The organism is Pedobacter sp., assembly GCF_037719805.1.
Classification (GTDB): Bacteria; Bacteroidota; Bacteroidia; order Sphingobacteriales; family Sphingobacteriaceae; genus Pedobacter.
On record NZ_JBBJLZ010000001.1, the window covers coordinates 944,157 to 964,221 of the forward strand.

The window sequence follows — 20,065 nt, forward strand, 5'->3', positions numbered from 1 at the left end:
GCAAAGTACGGGATGCTAGCGTAAAAATCCAATTGTTTATCCATTAACACTTACCTTTGCAATTATTACCTGCTATGGCCGAGGAAAAGACAGAACTGCACCCTAGAAATAAACACCGCTCCAACTATGACTTTGCAGCGCTCATTAAAAGTTTTCCTGACCTCAGGCAATACGTCGCTATTAACAAATATGGCAATGAGTCGGTTGATTTCGCAGATCCAGCTGCCGTTAAAGTACTCAACAAGGCATTATTAAGTCATTTCTATAACATCGGTCAATGGGATATTCCCGAAGGTTATCTGTGCCCCCCAATTCCCGGACGTTCGGATTATGTGCATTACCTGTCGGATCTCCTGGAAGAAGAAGAGGGTAAGTCAACAGGGAAGACTATAAAAGTGCTCGATATTGGTGTAGGAGCCAATTGCGTATATCCCATCATTGGTCATCAGGAATATGGCTGGACTTTCGTAGGGACAGATATTGACCCTGTTGCAGTGAAGGCCGCGAAGGCAATTGTTGCTGCCAACACAGACCTTACTGGGCATGTAGACATCAGACTTCAGGCAAACAAAAATCATATTTTCAAGGGAGTGGTTAAGCCCGGAGACTCCTTTGATCTTTCCATGTGCAATCCACCATTCCATGCCTCAGCAGAAGAAGCAAACGCCGGTACAAAAAGGAAGCTTCACAACCTGGGGAAACATAGGGGTAAGGAGACGACATTGAACTTCGGCGGACAAGCCGCAGAACTTTGGACGGAAGGTGGAGAAATTGGCTTCATCAGACAAATGATTGAAGAAAGCAAAGCGGTAGCCAATCAATGCAAATGGTTTAGCAGCCTCGTTTCAAAAAGCGCCAATCTTCCGTTTATCTATGCTGCACTCGATAGGGCAGAAGTTACCTGCTTCAAAACCATCGATATGGCGCAGGGACAAAAGATCAGCCGCTTTGTAGTATGGACTTTTAGCTAGTCGATCAACAGTGTCTCGTCATCATCGGTCAGGCTCAGTTGAATAGTGTCTGTTCCAGCAATTCCTTCAATAGATCCTCTGATGTGTGCTGCATTTAGCATCACTTTCTCGAGTTGCTTTTCTCTTGCCTTCCACATCTTTTCCATGGCATCACGTTCTCTCTGTATAGAGAGTTTCATGCTCATGAACCCTTCTCTTATAGCTTTCCATTGCTCTGAGAATTCGTTGCTGGTCAGGTAGTCATACAGCATGTGCATTTTATCGCCTCTGTTCTCTTGAGTTTTTGCAGCACTAAACAGCTTTAGTATTCCGTCCCTCAGGATGTACGAAACAGCTCTCACTTCATCAAAGGAACAGATCCATACCCCATCTTTCTCGCCAAAGCAGTCCATGCCTTTAGGGTAGCATTGTGTAACAATTACCGCCACGTCAACACCTGAACTCCGCATGTCTTTCTTGAGCTTTTCAATCCACTCGTTAGAGAAGTCTTTTGTACGCTTGCTCTCGTAAATAATCTTTCCGCATTCCTGACCAAATTGATTCCGTACATGATGAACGCAATCTGCACCTCGCACCCCTTTGCCAACTTCAGTGATTAAGTCAAAAGGGAAGGCATTTCTTAACAATTCTTCCAGAATCAGTTCCTGAACCTCGCCCTGCAATTGCATAGAGCCTTGTTCGGCTTTGCGCTTCATCTCTTCGGCAAGTTTCTTTTGGTCGTCCAGTTGTTTCTCCAGCTCTTTTACCCTTAACTGGTACTCGGTATCTTTAATGTTGTTCTTTTCTGCTTCTTGTTTACGGATCTGGTCGGTCATTTCACCCCGCTGCTCCTGAAGCTTGCGCTGGATTTCCAGTTCCATCTCCGCTTCTTTTGCCCGCATCGCCTCCTCCTTTTTAAGGAAGTCAAGCTCTTTTGAACGCGCTAATTTCAGTTTCTCTTCGCTTTCTTTCTTGGCGTTATCCGCCATCCGAAGCTGGTTTTCAAAGTCTGACGAGATGCTTTTACGCAGGTTCTCTTCCAAAACTCGTTGCAATTGCTTCTTTTCTTCTTCTAGCTTTTGCTCAAACTGCCTGGCGGTTTTATACTTTTGATCTTCAAATAGCTTAGCCTGTTGCTGTTTCTGTTGCTCGTAATGTGATTCCTGCTGCTGCTGTTTTTGCGCAAATTCTGCTGCCTTTTTATTAAATTCCTCTTCTTTCTTCCTGGTAAAAGATGTCATCTGCTCGCGCAGGTCTTTTTTATATTCTTCAGCCATTACCTCTTCTATTGGAAAGGAATGTGCACAATTCGGACACTTTATCTCTGTTGACATAGGTTTAAAATTATTGGAGAGGGTTGATTTAAACAGCCTACAAAAATACGATTATCTGGAGACAAATAGACTATCGGCAAATTTCATGGACACATTTCTAGGTACAGTTTCTTCAATGCTGATGTTCATGGAGCCATCAAAATCAATTACCTCCAGCACACTTATTTTACTACCGATAGTAATCTTAAGCTTCTCCAGGTACTGAAGAAAGGGTGTTGAGGTATCCTTAACGGCAATAACACGACAGTAGTCGCCCTCTTTCATTTCAGATAGGAGTGTCTTGGGCAAATCAGGCATTTCGCCGTTTGCCTTAGGAATTGGGTCTCCGTGCGGATCAAACTCCGGGAAGTTCAGGAACTCTTCCAATTTGTCTACCAGCTTTGTCGACTGAATATGTTCCAGTTGTTCTGCCACTTCATGTACCTCGTCCCAGCTAAAGTCTAGTTTCTCGTATAGGAAGGTTTCCCAAAGACGGTGCTTGCGTAGAATAGCTATACCATGGCTTTTCCCAGTTTCAGTTAGCAGGATCTTTCCGTATTTCTGATAGCTGACCAAGTCTTTTTCCTTTAACTTCTTGAGCATGTCGGTAGCCGTCGCCGGCTTCACCCCGAGGTAGGCCGCCATTTCATTGGTGCCCGCCTCTGACTTCTCTGCGTTCTGCGAGGTTAGTTTCAACAGTGCTTTTAAATAGTTCTCTTCTGTGAAAGACAGCATAGTCACAAACATAAATAATTTCATAGGGAACTAAGAATAATATATATCTAATATAATTTGTTAGATACCCCTAACTATACTAGTTTTGCTGTGTTACTATCTAAATTAGAATTATGAAAATATCTTTTACTTTTCTTTTGGCCGGGTTAATTAGCATGAGTCTTCAACTGGCAGGATTTGCGCAGACTGGATCCATTAAAGGAAAGATAATCTCTGAAGGATCCGCGGTATCCTCATTAAATGTAGCTGTCATCGGCAATGAGCGAATCACGAAATCGGATAGTTCTGGTACTTATGCTTTTTTAAACATACCCGTTGGGTCATACCGCTTGCAAGTCACTGGAATGGGTTATAAGAAGATGGAGAAGACCATAACAGTTACAAAGGATGAGCAGTCAATCTTAAACTTTGACTTGAGTAACTTTCAAACGAGTCTGGACGAAGTGGTAGTGACCGGAACATTAAAAGCAGTGAACCGATTAGAGAGTCCGGTTCCGGTAGAAGTATATACACCCGGCTACTTTAGGATGAACCCAACGCCCAGCATCTTCGACGCTTTACAAAACGTCAATGGGGTTAGGCCACAACTGAATTGCAATATTTGCAATACGGGTGATATTCACATCAACGGCCTCGAAGGGCCATATACGATGATTCTGATTGATGGGATGCCGATTGTTAGCAGCTTATCTACTGTGTATGGTCTCTCTGGTATTCCCAATTCGCTGGTTGAGCAGATTGAAATTGTAAAAGGACCTGCATCTTCATTATATGGCAGCGAAGCCGTTGGCGGCCTGATCAACATCATCACAAAGAAGCCAGAAAATGCCCCTAAGTTTTCTTCAGACTTCTTCAGCACTTCCTATTTGGAGCACAATGCAGATCTGGGTTTTAAGTTTAAAGCCGGAAATAAAGCGACTGTTTTAACAGGATTGAATTATTTTAATTACTCCAACCCGGTAGATGCTAACCATGATAATTTTACGGACGTTACGCTGCAAAACCGGATCTCTGTCTTTCAGAAATGGGAGATTAAGCGAAGAGAAGGTCGGAAATTAAGTCTGGGGGCGCGCTACTTGTTTGAAGATCGCTGGGGTGGGGAAATGCAGTGGAACAAGTCGTTCCGGGGCGGAGACCAGGTATATGGGGAGAGTATCTATACGCGCCGGTATGAACTCATTGGGAATTATCAATTGCCGGTTAAAGAGAAACTGTTCTTCGCGTTTTCATTGAATAAACACAATCAGGATAGTCGATACGGTACGACTTCTTACCTAGCGGAACAGCAAATTGGCTTTGGACAGCTTACCTGGGATAAAACGATTGCAAATCACGATCTGCTATTTGGTGCGGCCTTGAGGTATACTTTTTACGATGACAATACCGCCGCAACTACCGGATTGAACCAGGCTATCGCCAAAAATACCTGGCTACCCGGACTATTTGTGCAGGATGAGATTACCCTCAGCGCTGCACATAAAATTTTGCTTGGTTTAAGGTATGACTATAACTTTGTACATGGAAATATCATCACACCACGGGCTGCTTATAAATGGAGCATTAACGAAAATAACATATTCAGATTAAATGCTGGAACAGGGTTTAGAGTGGTCAATATCTTCACCGAAGATCACGCAGCGCTAACCGGCGCAAGATCTGTTGAGATCCCCAACAAGCTGAAACCAGAGAAGACTTACAATGTCAACCTGAATTACCTGAAGAAAATATATACAGAGAACGGTAATTTCATTGGGATTGAGTCTTCGGCTTTCTATACTTACTTTAACAACAGAATTATAGGGAACTTCGATGTCGATCCCAACAAAATAATCTATGACAACTTAAACGGTTATGCGGTCAGTAAAGGTTTTAATACCAGTGTAGATGTCACTTTTAACAGTGGACTGAAGTTAATCCTTGGGGCAACTTATCAGGATGTGGCTGTAGTGGAGAATGGAGTAAAAACCCAACAGATCCTGACGGAAAAAGTATCAGGCAATTGGGCAGTCTCTTACAAGATTCGTCCACTGAAACTATCTATAGATTACACTGGAAATATCTATAGTCCGATGCGACTGCCATTGCTGAGTGCGACAGACCCCCGAAAAGAGTATTCTCCTGTTTGGAGTGTCCAGAACATCCAGTTTACCTTTGCCGGCTTCTCGCAATTTGAGCTTTATGGAGGGGTGAAGAATTTGTTAAACTGGACACCAAACAAGGGCAATGCTTTTATCATTGCCAGGGCCAATGATCCCTTTGATAAGGAAGTCAAGCTCGATGCCGGCGGCAAGGTGATACAGACGCCTGATAACCCATATGGGCTGACCTTTGACCCCAGTTATGTGTATGGGCCCAACCAGGGAATCAGGGGATTTTTTGGCATTAGATATACAATTAAATAAATTGAATAGTTTAACTTTAGCGCATGCTTTACCATTCTACCTACCAGGCAGCCCGACTCATTGCAACAAAAGTTGAATCAATTTTTGCAGAACATTTGAGCGCAGCGCGGGAAAGTGGAGAAGACGATCTGGCACCCTTGCCAACCGCAAACGTTGTTGAATCTATATTAGACGCGACTTTTTGGGCGAGTCTGCGCAAAGAAGAAGGACATTCGCCAAAGATCTCACTGGCATTTCTACCCCCGCATCAAGCCGGTAACCCTTTAATATTTAAGCAAAAGCTCCCATTGAACCCTGGCGTACTTACCAAGCTTGCACCTGGTATTGAACGGGCTGGAATTCATCTCGGAATCTGGATTGAAGAGGATGAACTTTATGTCTGGGGAACGACCGTGAGCATCCCTAACTTTTGTTTTGTAGTTGACGTTTCTGAACCTGCACTTTTGGTTATTAAGCATCGCCGCATTTACGGCTTCGGAAAATTTACCAATATCGCGGTGCTTAAAGGTGATCAGGTAAAGATGGTGGATGCTCAATCTACAAACCTGCCGGATTGTCCCCCGATGTTGTTATCACTACTAGACCTTACTGCTCCTTCCTATTGGAATGACTCCGTAAATGTTTTGATCCAGATTGCGGTATCTATGAGGGCACATGGTAGAGGTGGAACCTTATTGGTTGTTCCAAGCGAAAGTAGCCATTGGTTGCAGTCCATCATTAAGCCCATACAATATTATGTACAGCCTTCATTTCACGGATTGTCTAAATTACTGCAACAGGAAAGAAAGGAAGCCAGTCAGATCTTTTGGCAAACGGCACTTAAGCGTGAAGTTGAGCACTTAGCTGGGTTGACCGCAGTGGATGGCGCAACGATAATAAATGATAAGTATGAGCTGCTTGCGTTTGGTGCCAAGATAGGCAGGGCCAAGGGTAAAGATAATATCGATGAGATTTCTTTTTCGGAGCCTATTGAAGGTGGAAATGCGGTTGTCATCCATCCGGCAAAGGTTGGAGGAACAAGACACTTGTCAGCTGCTCAGTTTGTTCATGATCAGCGTGACGCTACTGCACTGGTTGCTTCTCAGGATGGTCATTTTACGATTTACGGATGGTCTGAAATTCAAAATAGGGTACAAGCGCACAGAATTGATACGCTACTGCTTTAATTAAGCAAAAACTACTGAGCCGATAATCACCATCATTAATAATGCGATCATAACAATACGGTCAGCAATGATCCACTGCTTGCGACTTAATGCCTTCGTCTCTACTTCTTCTTTTTGCCTTACAAAGGCTTGGAAAATTGCTGGTGATTTAATTAACATAGGTAGATGTTTTTAGATGTATGTCACTTAATACAAAGCACAAGCCAAATACCTGCTTATTCTGCAAAATGTTAATAACTTGACTTTTAAGCGATTTTTCTGGTAGTATTCGTTCGAGAAATAAGGTGATGTCTTGATTAGTAGTGGTTTGTAACTCTATTTTATTTCTGGTGTATTGTTTTCTGTACTATTCGTAAAATTGTCTACAATTCGGTATATAAGAGCTCTAAAATAATATTATCTCTGTGTATCAAAGAGTTATATACTTTTATAGTACTATGTATTGCATATTACTATATAAAGCATATATCTTTGTATTATTATGATAGCAGAAAATACACAAACGCAAATGCGGAAAGGCATACTGGAATATTGTGTGCTCCTGATCATATCGAAAGGCGAGATTTACGCTTCAGATATTATCTCCGAACTAAAGTCCGCCAGACTGCTGGTAGTGGAAGGAACCCTGTACCCTTTACTGACCAGATTAAAAAATAACGGACTGCTCAGCTACAACTGGGTAGAGTCGACATCTGGTCCCCCCCGAAAATATTATGTGCTTACAGAAGGCGGAAAAGAAATGCTTAACCAGTTGGACCATACCTGGAGTGAACTTTCAAGTGCCATTGAAACTGCGAAGCATGTAGCCGACAAACCATCCAATAACTCTATTAACCTCAACAAGTAATGAAAAAGACACTCAACATCAATATTGGCAATACCATCATACACATTGAAGAGGATGCCTACGAAACCTTAACCATTTATTTAAATGAGGTGAAGTTCCATTTCGCTAAAAGCGCGGACAACTTCGAGATCGTTACTGATATTGAAAACCGAATTGCTGAGATGTTTACAGACATTCTACAAGCGCAACAAAAGCAAGTAATAGACATCCTGGATGTGAGGTCTGTTACGCAGCAGATGGGATCTGTGAAAGACTTCGAAACAGAAGAAGGGGATGACCAGCCAGAATCGGCGACGCATGGGTATGGTCAGGTGAAGAAGTTATATCGCGATACTGACCAGGCAATAATAGCTGGTGTGTGTGCAGGTTTGGCTCATTACCTGGATATGGAGGACAGGTGGATCAGACTCATAGCTATACTTACGGTCTTGTTGGGTGGTTCCGGTATTCTGGCATACATCGTACTTTGGATTATGATACCTAAAGCCGAAACTAAATCTGAGAAGATGGCTATGCGTGGTGAAGAGGCAAATCTTCGTGGTTTTGCTAATAGCTACCTGCAGCCATTTGTGACGAAATCACGGGGTTTTTTAGCAGAAGCATTTGAACTGTTAGGCCGGTTTGCCAATGGTACCGGTAGCATTATCCTTAAAATTATTGCAATATTCATCATTACGATCGGATCATTTACGCTTATTGCCCTTATCGTTTGTTTAGTCGCTTTTCTAGGCATCTGGGATTCAGATGTTACGCAGATGTTTCCTTTCAGTATGGTTAACGAAGAATACCTGAGTATACTAACTTTTGGAGCGTTCCTCACATCTGCTATTCCTCTATTAGCCTTAATATTATTTACTGTGAGGGTTGCCTTTAGCAACAGGCCAGTTAACAAAACATTCTCACTAGTGCTACTGATCTTTTGGTTGACCGGAGTCGGCATCACCATATTTCATGTTGCGAAGATCTCCTCTGAGTTTAAAGAGAGTGCAGAATTCGCACAGTTCTCCGAGGTAAAGCCATATGGCGAGTACACCCTGGAAATTGATAGAACACGATTCTTTACTAAGGAAGATAGCCTGCAATATCATATTGATCCGAGCAATTACAGAGGCAGAAAGATTTTGTCTGCAAGCGATGATGATTTCAATATGCCAAGGAGCGTATCGCTTAGTATTGAGAAAAGCGAGGATGAAAAGGTATCAATGAGCCAGAATTTCAGTTCCAAAGGCCTGACTTTTGAAACGGCATTGAAAAATGCCCAAAACATCCATTACAGTTTCCTACAGCAGGATTCTATACTAACCTTTAGTCCTGCTTTACACCTGAAGAAAAATACCAACTGGCGTGATCAGGAAGTCGACATGGTGTTAAAAGTTCCGGTAGGTACGAAACTTAAAGTCAATAAAGAGTTTAGCAGGTACTTAAGTTTATATGGCTATTGGGACTGTGACCATGAAGAGAACACTCAATTTACCGAACTGATCATGACTGCTGAAGGTGTAAAATGCCAGCATGAGCATGTGGTAGAAGAAAATAACGAATAACTTGGTAAGTAGCGATTGAAAACCAATCGCTACTTCACTATATAACGGTATACGGAGCGGGCTATATTACCCAGCTTATCAATGCCCTCAACTACTACACGGTAAGTTCCGTTTCCATCAGCATTATAGTATTCTAAAGACAATGGTTCTGTAGATGCGGCAGTAGTAGTCAGTTTAGAGTTCCAGTAAATGGTGCTGCGGAGATCATTGTAGTTATATGTGTTTGCAGGATTCACATACTTTGGAGAATAAAACTCACGTTGCTTACTAAAACCTTTTGGCTTGAACTTCAACAGATTCGCTTGAGGCAACATCCCCTTCAACTCTTGCAAACTGATTTTAGTTCCCTTAGGTTTAGCCTTCATATTAATGATGATCAATCCATTGGTGTTATACAACCGGTTAATGGTTCCAAGCTCATCTCTTGGGAAGATCTCTACGGTTTCAATATCTTCTGCATTTACGGAAAGCAAGCTGAAGTAGTCAACAGGCGTAGCATCAAGAAAAATCTGCACTGGTATCTTTTTTCCTTGCTGATAGTCCCTGCTCACATAAAAGTTGTTTTCAAAGTACGTTAGCCCTACCGCCATACTTTGCAAGCAAATGGCTACGGAATTACATCCCTTGAACCGGTCACCTTCAATCGTATTTCCAGTAATGTTACTTAGTCCCATGAATGCACTATGGTCTGAGTGACTCGGGCGTTTTACTTTAGCACCTTCAATCTTAACCTCTTTCAAAGTGGTAAGGTAGTTGTATTGTTTTTTGCTGTTTGCCAGGTATGGAGCAAGGGCGCTGTCAATATTCATAGTTTCTTCAGGACTATGAGTAATCTTTCTAACAGGTGCAGTAGGTTGAGCGTCTAAAAGAATCATTAGACTCGAGCCGCCAGCACTGTACTTCGCATTGATCACAACCTCTGCTGAATCGGGAAGATTAAGGTTATTGAAAACGAAGACACCAGAAGGGTTTGTTACCGCATCGGCACCAAATTTAGTCTCTGCAATAGTCATTCTCAACGCGCCTTTTTTTACAGGCATACCTGTGCGGTCTCTTAAAGTTCCCGTAATTCTTAAACCCTGCTCAGGTAAAAGCGTTGAAGGAGGGAATTTAGTCGCCATCACATCTTTATAATTAAATCTGCGGAAGCCTTGTGTAAGCAATAATACATCAAGGTCTGCGGCCTTCTTTTCGTCAGTTTTGTTGAAATAGTAGCTAGGCTTCTCTATATAACCCTTCAATTCTGAAGTCAGGAGCAACGAGCTTAAGATCGTTATCTCTGCATCTTCATCGACCGGAACTTTTTGCTCATCTGTAACGGAAACTGAATAGTTTCCATCAGCAAAGGAAATCCCATTCTTACCAGCGATGGAAAGTTTAACCTTTTGACGCGGTTTGTAGGTTGCCAAATCGCTTTTCACAGTAAGTGCCAATGCGTTGTTTGCAGGAATGAATGAAAGTCGTTCACTGATCGGTTCTCCGAGGTGATCAAATAGTGTGATCTGAGCTATCCCTGCCGGTAATTCTTTCTTAGGCACTTTTGCCACGACCAGCTGTGTCTTTAAACTGGTTTTTGCTGCGTAAGTAATAACACCGTTGTTCGTAACCACAATAAACATACGTTTGTCCTTGTTGGCATTAAAGTAGGTTTCATTGGCAACGATTTTTACAGCAAGTTCTGTCGGTGCTGTATTTGCGACCTGGATCGCTACGCCTGATGGTAAAGCTTTTGGAAGGTCATAGCTTTTTAGGGTACCGTCTTTGAAAGTGATGTTTGCCTTATAGGTTTTGCTGACTTCTGAGTTCAGGTAAAAAGATCCCATGCCTAGATGGGTAGATGTGAATGTGGTTATGGTATTTCCGAGGTTATCGGTTACCGTTCCTTTTAAATCTGTGCCGAGTCCGGAGCTGTTTAATGCTTTAAAACCGATCCGCGTAGCAATACCAGAAGTTATTTCTCCGCCTTCTGGGAAAAACTGCAAGTCGTTATCACTCTTTGTAGGAGTAATTTTAAAAGTAGAGGGTGCGATGTCGTCCGGACCAAGCGTAAGTTCAGTGATAAGCTCTCCGTTGGTGATCGGTTCATTCTTTTTAGCATCGATCTTTACCTTCAAAAAACCATTCTGATCCGTCGTTCCTTTTCCCTTACTAATAATATCAAAATTCGAGAGTACCCTCCAGGTTACTGCTTTGCCACCCTGTACTACGCCGTCCCTGTTTTTAAATTGAACCAACGCATCTACCGTTTGGTTTTTATCGGTTTGTGTCGTTTTATAACTAAACTGGGTGATGAGTTGCTTATTTACCGCTTCTCCAATAGGAATTGTTTTCTTGAAGAAATAGTCTTCTGCATCATTCATCATCCAAAGCGTATAGCCTTTGATGTAGTAATTTCCTTGCTGATAGTTGCCTGTGGTGATGGGTATATTACCCGATGCTACACTGTTGACTACAGGTAGTTTGATGGTTTGAACAAGTGAATCTCTGGAATTGATCACATCGACATAGACGATCTTACTTAATAAAGAAGGGGAATTAACTTCCATGGTAACGTAAGCTTTGAACCAAATGGTGTCACCTACGCTATAGTAAGGCTTATCGAAATGGAGGTAGACCTTCTCTGACGGATGTTGGTCGGAGAGTTTTTTGGATTGGCCAATTATCTTCTCAAGAATGACACTATCCTGCTGTTGTGCCCGCGCATTAAAATGAAAAGAAGTAAAAAGTAGTAAAAATGCTATGATGAAGTTAAAGAATCTCATTGATCTATGTAAGCTGTAAAGAATGCTAATATATTCATTTAAGAACTTAATCGCTCAAATGCACGACATCTTTAACATTTTTTGACAGTTGGGAATAGATTTATTCAAATCAGAATCCTGAGTTTATATAGTAGTCCAGCGTAACACGCTTAATACCTTTTCTCCACTTTAAGTTAACATACGTTTAACAATGTCTTAAACACCCTAAATGACCTTTGCCCCCCTTAGTCATAAGGGCTGGCACTCACTAACAATTTCATAAAATGAAAAGACTTATTACCTATCTTTTATTATTATTTTCTGCATTCACGGCAAGCGCACAGGTTACCACCGGTAGTTTGTCTGGAACCATCAAGGAAGCAAATACTACCCTTCCTGGTGTTACAGTGAGGGCAATTCACGTTCCATCAGGAACGTCCTATTCTGCAAGTACGAATGAAGATGGTCGTTTTACAATCGCCAACATGCGTCCGGGTGGACCTTACAAAGTTTCTGTTACTTATGTAGGAATGGATCCTAAAACCATTGAGAACCTAAGCATTCCTTTAGGCGACACCTACATTCTGAACCTGGTTTTAAGCTCGAAAGGAAATGAGCTAACTGAAGTTAACGTACAAGGTGCCAGTAAAAACTCTGCATTGAATGCGAGTCGTACAGGTACTTCAACTAACCTAAACAGAAAGGAGATCAATGCTTTGCCAACGTTAAACAGAAGTCTGAATGACTTGATCCGCCTAACGCCCCAAGCCAGTGGAACATCCATTGGAGGAGGTAACTCGCGTCAAAATAACGTGACTGTCGATGGTGCAGATTTTAACAACAATTTTGGAATTGGTGGTAATCTTCCAGGTGGAGGAAATCCGGTTTCAATTGATGCATTGGAAGAAATTTCTGTCAACGTTACTCCTTATGATGTGAAGCAAAGTGGTTTTATCGGCGCTTCTATCAATGCCGTAACACGCGCTGGAACAAATGAATTTTCAGGATCTGCTTATACCTACTTTAGAAACCAAAATCAAATAGGTAAAAGAGTAAGCAACTACCCTGAACTTACGGATCCAACCGATCAGAAGTATAAAACTTACGGAGCAAGACTTGGAGGTCCGATTATTAAAAACAAGCTATTTTTCTTCTTAAACGTAGAAAGGGAAGAGCAAGTAAGACCAGGCCAGACCCGTTTAGCGGCTACGCCTGAAGCACCTTATAACTCGGGGATTCCTAACGTTGTAAGGCCAACTGTTACTGAACTTGATGCTATTAGTAGCTATCTAAAAACTACTTACGGATATGATCCGGGTATTTATCAAGGCTATGCTTCAGAATCTGAAAGAACAAACCTGTTAGGTCGTCTGGATTGGAACATTGATGCAAACAACCGTTTCAATATTCGCGGTAGTTATGTGAAAACTAAAAGTCCTTCTTTTGTGAGTACTTCACGTAGTCCACTTGGTGCTTTCCCTGGCGGCGGATCCCGAACCGGTAACACCGCTTTAGCTTTCAAAAACTCTAACTATTACGGGGAGGCTAATTTATATTCCATTACTGCTGAATTAAACAGTAAAGTTTTTCAAAGATTTAACAATACCCTACGTCTGTCTTATACCAATCAGAATGATCCAAGAAGTTCTGATAGTGAAATTTTTCCATTGGTAGATATATTAAAAGAAGATGGCAATACCGGAGCAACACCATTTACTACTTTCGGGTATGAGCCTTTCACTTATGGTAACTTACGAGATGTTCAGGTCTATTCACTGAATGATTATTTTACCTGGTCAGTAGGTAAGCACAATATTACTACTGGTATCCAGGGTGATTATAGTGTAACTAAAAATGGTTTTCAACGTTTTGGAACCAGTTACTATACTTTCAATTCATGGAATGATTTCACAAGTGGCGCAAAACCAATTGAGTTCGCTCAAACCTATTCTTTGTCGCCGAATTATGAACAAGCCTTTCCAACTTATAAATTCTGGCAGTTCTCTGGATACGGTCAGGATGAATTTTCAATTACTGATAGATTAAGAGTAACTGGTGGTGTGCGTTTGGATTTGGGTACTTATCCAAAAGTTCTGAAAGAACACCCATTGGTATCGCAGTTGGCATTTAATGGTGGAGAGCATTTAAATACTGGGAATCTTCCAAAATCACGTGTAGCAATTTCTCCTCGTCTGGGCGTGAACTGGGACGTTAAAGGTGACAGATCTATCCAGGTTAGAGGTGGTGCTGGTGTTTTTACTGGCCGTATTCCTAATGTGTGGATCGTTGCTCAGGCAGGTGACGCTGGGATGTTACAGATCACTGAAACCTATTCAGGACAAAACAACACGCCTGGTCCCTTCAATCCAAACATAGGGGCTTATCGTCCAACTACTGTTCCAATAGCTGGTACAGTGTTGCCAAATCCTATTACGGTAATGGACAAAAATCTTAAAATGCCTTCTGCATTTAAGACCAGTCTTGCAGTAGATTTCAAACTTCCTTATGGAATTGTAGCTACAGTTGAAGGTATTTATAATAAAGATCTTCGTACTGTATTGTTTAGAAATGCAAACTTAGTTGACCCTAAGCCGCTAAATATAGAGGGTTATCCGGATAACAGAATGATCTATCCAAGTGCTGCGACAGATAAATTCATTAACCCTATTTTGAATGGTAAAGCCGTTCCTAACGGAACAGTTATCCCGGGTACAGGCGCAAGACAACCGGATGCATTTAATGTGATTGTGTTAGGAAATTCTAACAAAGGCCATTACTATTCCGTGAATGGAACGTTAAGCAAGCGTTTTACCAATGGATTCGGTACTACAATATCTTACATCAGAAGTGCCGCTAAGAGTTTATTTGAAGGTGGTGGTGATCAAACTTTATCTTCATGGCAAGCAACCAGCACAGTTAACGGCGCTAACAATCCAACACTTGGATATTCAGGTTTCGTATCTCCAGACAGGATCATCGCTTCAGTCTACTATCGTAAAGAATTTCTTAAGCATTTAGGAACGCAGTTGACATTGGTTTATGATGGATCCAATGGACGTACTGGTTATACTTACTCCACAGACATCAATAGAGATGGAGTAACTGGTGATTTGATTTATGTACCAAAAGATGCGTCTGAGATTACATTTGTTCCGTTCACAGTTGGTACCGGTGCAGATCTAGTTACATATACAGCTAAACAGCAAAGCGATTTGTTCTTTAGGTTTGTTGATCAGGATCAATACTTAAGAGGTAGAAAAGGTAAATATGCTGAGCGTAATGGTGCAATCACACCTTTCAATGCGCAGTTCGATTTCCGTTTCCAACAAGATCTTTTCACGAACGTTGGAGGAAAACGCAATACCATTCAATTTAACCTGGATATTGAAAACGTCGGTAACCTTGTAAATAAGAATTGGGGAACGCAGGTTAACTTTGGTCCAACATCGATATTAACGCCAACTAACGTTGCGCTGTTAACTCCAGGTGGCACGACTAAACCAACATTCAGGCTTCAGACCGACAGGAACTTCCCTGTAGTTAATGGCACTCGTGATGTTGTAGGATTTGCCTCGACTTATGAAATGCAATTCGGATTCCGTTACCTATTCAATTAATTCATTTTTAATAAGGGAAGGCGCAAGCCTTCCCTTTAAATATTTAGCAATGCTTAAAAAAATCATGCTGGTGCTTATGCTGACCAGCTTTAGTACTTTATTTATATCCTGGGGAGTGGTGGGCCACCGGGCAATAGGTGAGATCGCCGCCAATCGCTTAAGCTCAAAAGCGAATGCCTCCGTCAAGGAGATCTTAGGAACGGAAAGTCTTGCCATGGTGAGTACCTACCCGGATGAGATCAGGTCTTATAGTCAGTTTTCTTACACGGCGCCATGGCACTATGTAAACATGCCAGAGGGCTTAAGTTATGAAGAATTCAGCAAGCAGTTAGTTGCCCTAGATAAGCCGAACATCTATAAGGCAATTTTAAACTGTATAGCAGATCTGAAAAGCAGTTCGAAGAGCAAAGCAGAAAAGGTTTTTGCAATGAAATTTCTAGTACACCTGATTGGTGATATTCATCAGCCAATGCATACCGGACACGCTGAAGACTCTGGCGGTAATGCAATAAAAGTTAAACTGATGCGCAAAGAAACCAATTTACATGGCTTATGGGATAGCGGTTTGATCGACTATGCAGGATTAAGCTATAAAGAACTTGCTGCTGTTTGTGGCGATCTGCAGAAGAAGGAAGTGAAAGAGTGGCAGAATGAAGACGTCATAAAATGGACTTATGAATCCTATCAGATGACGGCGCAACTGTATGCAGAAGCGGCAAAAAAGTCTGATTTCGACTATGATTATTATCCACAGCATGCAGACTTAATGAAGAAAAGAATTGGACAGGCAGGTATCCGTCTTGCTTATGTTCTTAACAACATCTACAAATAATAATTAATGAGAAGAAATACAATTCAGATTCTATCGCTGACCTTTTTAATGTTAGTTGCCTTATGTGGCAATGCACAGACAGATACGGTCCAGCATGTTGTTGAAGGACGAGCTAATTCGATCCAACAACAAAAGAAGCCTTACGTCATACTAATTTCTGCAGACGGTTTCCGCTGGGATTATGCAAAGAAATACGGTGCAAACCATTTGCTTGAACTTGGAAATGGAGGAGTATCGGCAGCATCCATGATTCCCAGTTTTCCTTCCGTTACATTTCCTAATCATTATAGCATTGTAACGGGTTTATATCCTTCGCATCATGGTTTAGTGAACAATTCATTTTATGATAAAAAAGAAAATGAACGCTACTCGATGGGCGCTAAGGCCAAAGTGAGGGATGGTAAATGGTATGGAGGAACACCACTTTGGGTGTTGGCCGAACAGCAGCAAATGCTTGCTGCAAGCATGTTTTGGGTAGGGTCTGAAGCGATCATAAAAGGCACCCAACCGACTTACCAATATGATTATACAGAAAAGATAAGTGTGGCAAAGCGGATAAATGAGGTTAAAGCCTGGTTAAATCTACCGGAAGAGAAGAGGCCGCACCTTATTACTTTTTACGTTTCAGAACCAGATCATGCAGGGCATAGCTTCGGTCCGGAGGCGCTTCAGACCGAGCAGGCAGTCAAAATGGTAGATTCGATGGTCTATGACCTCACAGAAGCAGTTAAAACTACTGGATTGCCGGTAAATTTCATCTTTGTGTCTGATCATGGCATGACGGCGGTAGACCGTGAAAATCCAATACGTACACCAGCGGCAATTGATACCGCAAAGTATTTGATCGCTTCCTCAGGTACGATGATGGATATCCATGCCAAGAATAAGGTTGATATTATCCCTTTGTATAATCAGTTGAAAGCTTCTGAAGACGGCTATGTAGCCTATCTGAAGGCAGATATGCCATCACACTTGCACTATAATGCAAAAGATGATCGAATGAACCGCGTTGGAGACATTTTGCTATTGCCAATCTGGCCTCGTGTATTCTCTAACCGTAAGCCAGGCATTGGTCATCATGGTTTTGATCCTTCAGCTGTTAAAGATATGCATGCAACTTTTATTGCCTGGGGACCAGCCTTCAAAAGTGGCGTTAACATTCCTTCATTTGAAAACGTTAACGTATACCCATTAATTTCAACTATCCTTGGTCTAAAAAACACTGAAAAGATTGATGGTAAGACTTCCATTTTGAAATCAGTATTAAAGAAATAACATGAAACTAATAATCTTTTTTATTGCCGCAACGTTTGGCGTAAACTTCGTCTCTGCACAACCCTCCCCTATAAAGTTCAAAAACGTTGCAGGATTGCAGCAATTTATGAAGTGGACACCAGACAGGTATCCACTGGTAAGTTGTCACCGTGGCGGTGTAACTGCAGGCTTTCCTGAAAACGCAATTGAGACATTTGAAAACAGCTACAAATTACATCCAAGTATAATAGAGTGTGATGCTTCTCTAACAAAGGATTCTGCGTTGGTAATGATGCATGATGATCGTTTGGATCGTACGTCAAATGGTACTGGTTCTATTGGCGAGAAGACATTTGCGGAATTGAAAGCGCTTTATCTGAAAGATGGTAGTGGAACTTTAACAACTTTCAGGATTCCTAGTCTTGACGAGGTCTTAGCATGGGGAAAAGGTAAAGTGATTTTTACCCTGGACGTAAAAAGAGGTGTGCCGTATGCTAAGATGGTAGAAGCGGTTAGGCGCAACCATGCTGAAGCATATAGTATTATGATTACCTACAACGCGAATCAGGCAGCAGAAGTACACAAACTTGCACCCGATCTGATGATTTCTGCATCTATTCGTAGCGCAGCAGATTTAGAGCGGATCAATCAGTTAGGTGTGCCTAATGACAGATTGGTAGCTTTTGTGGGAACGACAGCTCCTGATAAGGAGGTTTATGAGCTCCTTCATAGTAAAGGAATCTGGTGTATTTTAGGTACAATGGGTAACCTTGACAAAAGCGCTAAAGCACGTGGAGAACAGGTCTACAGTGATTTGATAAAAGGAGGCGCAGATATACTATCAAGCGACAGGGGTGCAGAAAGTGCCATGGAATTAGCTAAATACGCTAACGAAGCTGGGCTTAAACTAAAAAACTAAACAATGTTATGGTCTAATTGCGATTAGACCATAACATTAAATATTATTTATACTCAATTACAAAATCCTCAAGAGGGGTGCGTACTTTCTTCAACTTTAGTAACCAGTCATTCGCTTCATCTCTGTATCCTAAAGGCAAGATTGTTGTGCTTCTTAAACCAAGTGATTTAAGATTTAATAGTTCATCTAATTGAACAGCATCAAATCCTTCCATCGGAGTGGCGTCAACTTTAAGCATTGCGGCTTCAGTAATGGCAACACCAAACCCGATGTAAGCTTGTTTAGCTGCGTGTGTATAACTCTCTTCCGGCGTTTTTGCAGTAAAGTTTGCCACCATTGAATTTACAAAATCAGCATTTGCAGCATCCGGCAGGCCGCGCTCCCTATTAGTATGAGCATATACAGCCCTCACTCTCTCTTCGCTGTAACTATCCCATGCAGCGAAAATTAGCAGGTGCGAACAATCGGTAATTTGTGACTGTCCATAAGCCACTGCTTTAATTTTCTCTTTCCATTCTGGATTTGATACTACGATTACCTTATAAGGCTGTAAGCCAGAAGATGTTGGAGCCAAATGTGCCGCGGCTACAATTTGGTCAACCTTCTCTTGTGGTACGATCTCACCATTCATTTTCTTTGTTGCATATCGCCAGTTAAGGGCTTCTTTAATACTCATCGGTTATTGGTTTTATCTATTTAAATTAATTAATATAACGGTGTTAGCAAAAGTACACACGTTATTGCTTGTCTGAGATATCCGGAGTGCTTATGACCATTTTATGATAAGCACTGATAAATCTGGATTTGGCTCCCTAAAAAACTATCTTATGATTTAGTGGTTATTGTAATAAACGTTTAAATAAAAACCTGTAATTATGAAAACCACTAAGTCATTTTATTTTTCCATTCTTATATGCGGCTCCCTTGCTGCTTGTCAGGGCTCAGATCAAACTGGTAGTGAGTTTAAAGATTCATCTACGTTAAGCGAGCGTGCTGACTCTGCCAGGTCGGCAACCCCTGCCGATCCTAAAAATGAGACCAGTGAAGCGAACGTAAATGATGACTCAGCAGCATTTATCAAGGCCGCGGCATTAGGTTCATCAATGGAGATTGAGCTCGGTAAATATGCAATGCAAAATTCTGAGAATAATAAGGTTAAGGAATTTGCTGCAAAGATGGTTGCTGATCATACACTTGCCAAAAGTGATCTCATGAAAATAGGTCAAAGTGCAGGGATATTGTTGCCGACTGAATATCCTGCAGATGTAAAATCCCACATGGCGGAGATGATGAAGCTTAAAGGTAAAGCATTCGATGATCATTATGCGAGTATGATGGTTAACGACCATGTAAAAACCATCACACTTTTTGAAACCGCCAAGTCATTAAGAGACGACCCTTTAAAAGACTATGCAACAAAGACGCTTCCTATTTTACAAACACACCACAGATTGGCTACTGAACTGGCAGCGAGCCTGAAATAATTAATCTTCTTCGAGATAAATTTGATGTACCAGGAACTTAACTTTTGAACTCGGTTCTAAAAGGTCTTCAATATCTTCGGAGTCGATGTGGTATATCGTATCGCCCGAATCAGGGATTTCTGAATTGGGAATAAGTTCAAAGAATTTAACACTAAGGTCGCTATCCAGTTCAGTTAGCTTGATATATGTGATACCATTCTGCTTCCAATCGCTTAAGATCTGCGCATTAAACAATCGATAAGGGTTTTCATTTTCCATTAA

The 20,065-nt window shown here is 41.6% G+C and carries 16 protein-coding genes; 10 read left to right on the forward strand and 6 right to left on the reverse strand.

Annotated features, from left to right (window positions below; genetic code table 11):
- Positions 1 to 56: 56 nt before the first annotated feature.
- Positions 57 to 971 (forward strand): 23S rRNA (adenine(1618)-N(6))-methyltransferase RlmF, encoded by a 915-nt coding sequence (rlmF, locus tag WKF66_RS04225; protein ID WP_489673156.1) that lies wholly within the window; start codon positions 57 to 59, stop codon positions 969 to 971.
- On the opposite strand, the gene WKF66_RS04230 is transcribed toward rlmF, so the two are convergent.
- Together WKF66_RS04230 and WKF66_RS04235 are read right to left on the reverse strand one after the other, a co-directional pair.
- On the reverse strand, positions 968 to 2,284 hold the full coding sequence (locus WKF66_RS04230) for a DUF2130 domain-containing protein (RefSeq protein ID WP_489673157.1): 1,317 nt from the start codon (positions 2,282 to 2,284) through the stop codon (positions 968 to 970). The two genes, rlmF and WKF66_RS04230, sit on opposite strands and share 4 nt — an antisense overlap.
- A gap of 51 nt (positions 2,285 to 2,335) precedes the next feature.
- Entirely contained in the window at positions 2,336 to 3,022 is a 687-nt protein-coding gene (locus WKF66_RS04235; protein ID WP_489673158.1) for a metal-dependent transcriptional regulator, read from the reverse strand.
- Between the two features lie 89 nt (positions 3,023 to 3,111).
- On the opposite strand from WKF66_RS04235, the gene WKF66_RS04240 reads away from it, so the two are divergent.
- Both WKF66_RS04240 and WKF66_RS04245 read left to right on the forward strand, forming a co-directional pair.
- Positions 3,112 to 5,400 (forward strand): TonB-dependent receptor, encoded by a 2,289-nt coding sequence (locus WKF66_RS04240; RefSeq protein ID WP_489673159.1) that lies wholly within the window; start codon positions 3,112 to 3,114, stop codon positions 5,398 to 5,400.
- Between the two features lie 23 nt (positions 5,401 to 5,423).
- Positions 5,424 to 6,566 carry a putative sensor domain DACNV-containing protein gene (locus WKF66_RS04245; protein ID WP_489673160.1) on the forward strand — a complete coding sequence of 381 codons (1,143 nt, stop codon included), beginning with the start codon at positions 5,424 to 5,426 and terminating at the stop codon, positions 6,564 to 6,566.
- Here WKF66_RS04245 and WKF66_RS04250 read toward each other — a convergent pair whose 3' ends face one another.
- Positions 6,567 to 6,725, reverse strand: coding sequence for a hypothetical protein (locus WKF66_RS04250; RefSeq protein WP_489673161.1), 159 nt, complete (start codon positions 6,723 to 6,725; stop codon positions 6,567 to 6,569).
- A 322-nt stretch (positions 6,726 to 7,047) separates the two neighbouring features.
- Between WKF66_RS04250 and WKF66_RS04255 the strand changes: the two genes are divergently transcribed.
- Positions 7,048 to 7,413: a PadR family transcriptional regulator gene (locus WKF66_RS04255; RefSeq protein WP_489673162.1), complete on the forward strand. Its 366-nt coding sequence runs from the start codon at positions 7,048 to 7,050 to the stop codon at positions 7,411 to 7,413.
- Complete coding sequence (locus WKF66_RS04260; RefSeq protein ID WP_489673163.1) at positions 7,413 to 8,957, forward strand: PspC domain-containing protein; 1,545 nt, start codon at positions 7,413 to 7,415, stop codon at positions 8,955 to 8,957. Before WKF66_RS04255 ends, WKF66_RS04260 begins: the two co-directional genes overlap by 1 nt.
- A 29-nt stretch (positions 8,958 to 8,986) precedes the next feature.
- Here WKF66_RS04260 and WKF66_RS04265 read toward each other — a convergent pair whose 3' ends face one another.
- Positions 8,987 to 11,719, reverse strand: a complete 2,733-nt coding sequence (locus WKF66_RS04265; RefSeq protein ID WP_489673164.1) for a carboxypeptidase-like regulatory domain-containing protein — start codon at positions 11,717 to 11,719, stop codon at positions 8,987 to 8,989.
- A 263-nt stretch (positions 11,720 to 11,982) separates the two neighbouring features.
- On the opposite strand from WKF66_RS04265, the gene WKF66_RS04270 reads away from it, so the two are divergent.
- From WKF66_RS04270 to WKF66_RS04285, 4 genes are read left to right on the forward strand one after another with little or no spacing between them, the layout of a single operon-like run.
- Positions 11,983 to 15,315: a TonB-dependent receptor gene (locus WKF66_RS04270; RefSeq protein ID WP_489673165.1), complete on the forward strand. Its 3,333-nt coding sequence runs from the start codon at positions 11,983 to 11,985 to the stop codon at positions 15,313 to 15,315.
- Between the two features lie 49 nt (positions 15,316 to 15,364).
- On the forward strand, positions 15,365 to 16,147 hold the full coding sequence (locus tag WKF66_RS04275; protein ID WP_489673166.1) for a S1/P1 nuclease: 783 nt from the start codon (positions 15,365 to 15,367) through the stop codon (positions 16,145 to 16,147).
- 6 nt (positions 16,148 to 16,153) lie between these two features.
- Positions 16,154 to 17,422 carry an alkaline phosphatase family protein gene (locus WKF66_RS04280; protein WP_489673167.1) on the forward strand — a complete coding sequence of 423 codons (1,269 nt, stop codon included), beginning with the start codon at positions 16,154 to 16,156 and terminating at the stop codon, positions 17,420 to 17,422.
- 1 nt (position 17,423) lies between these two features.
- Entirely contained in the window at positions 17,424 to 18,320 is an 897-nt protein-coding gene (locus WKF66_RS04285) for a glycerophosphodiester phosphodiesterase family protein (protein ID WP_489673168.1), read from the forward strand.
- 43 nt (positions 18,321 to 18,363) lie between these two features.
- On the opposite strand, the gene WKF66_RS04290 is transcribed toward WKF66_RS04285, so the two are convergent.
- Positions 18,364 to 18,996: an NAD(P)H-dependent oxidoreductase gene (locus WKF66_RS04290; protein ID WP_489673169.1), complete on the reverse strand. Its 633-nt coding sequence runs from the start codon at positions 18,994 to 18,996 to the stop codon at positions 18,364 to 18,366.
- A gap of 199 nt (positions 18,997 to 19,195) precedes the next feature.
- Between WKF66_RS04290 and WKF66_RS04295 the strand changes: the two genes are divergently transcribed.
- Complete coding sequence (locus WKF66_RS04295; RefSeq protein WP_489673170.1) at positions 19,196 to 19,804, forward strand: DUF4142 domain-containing protein; 609 nt, start codon at positions 19,196 to 19,198, stop codon at positions 19,802 to 19,804.
- Here the strand turns inward: WKF66_RS04295 and WKF66_RS04300 are convergent, their stop codons facing one another.
- Positions 19,805 to 20,062 carry a hypothetical protein gene (locus WKF66_RS04300; protein ID WP_489673171.1) on the reverse strand — a complete coding sequence of 86 codons (258 nt, stop codon included), beginning with the start codon at positions 20,060 to 20,062 and terminating at the stop codon, positions 19,805 to 19,807.
- Between the last annotated feature and the right edge of the window lie 3 nt (positions 20,063 to 20,065).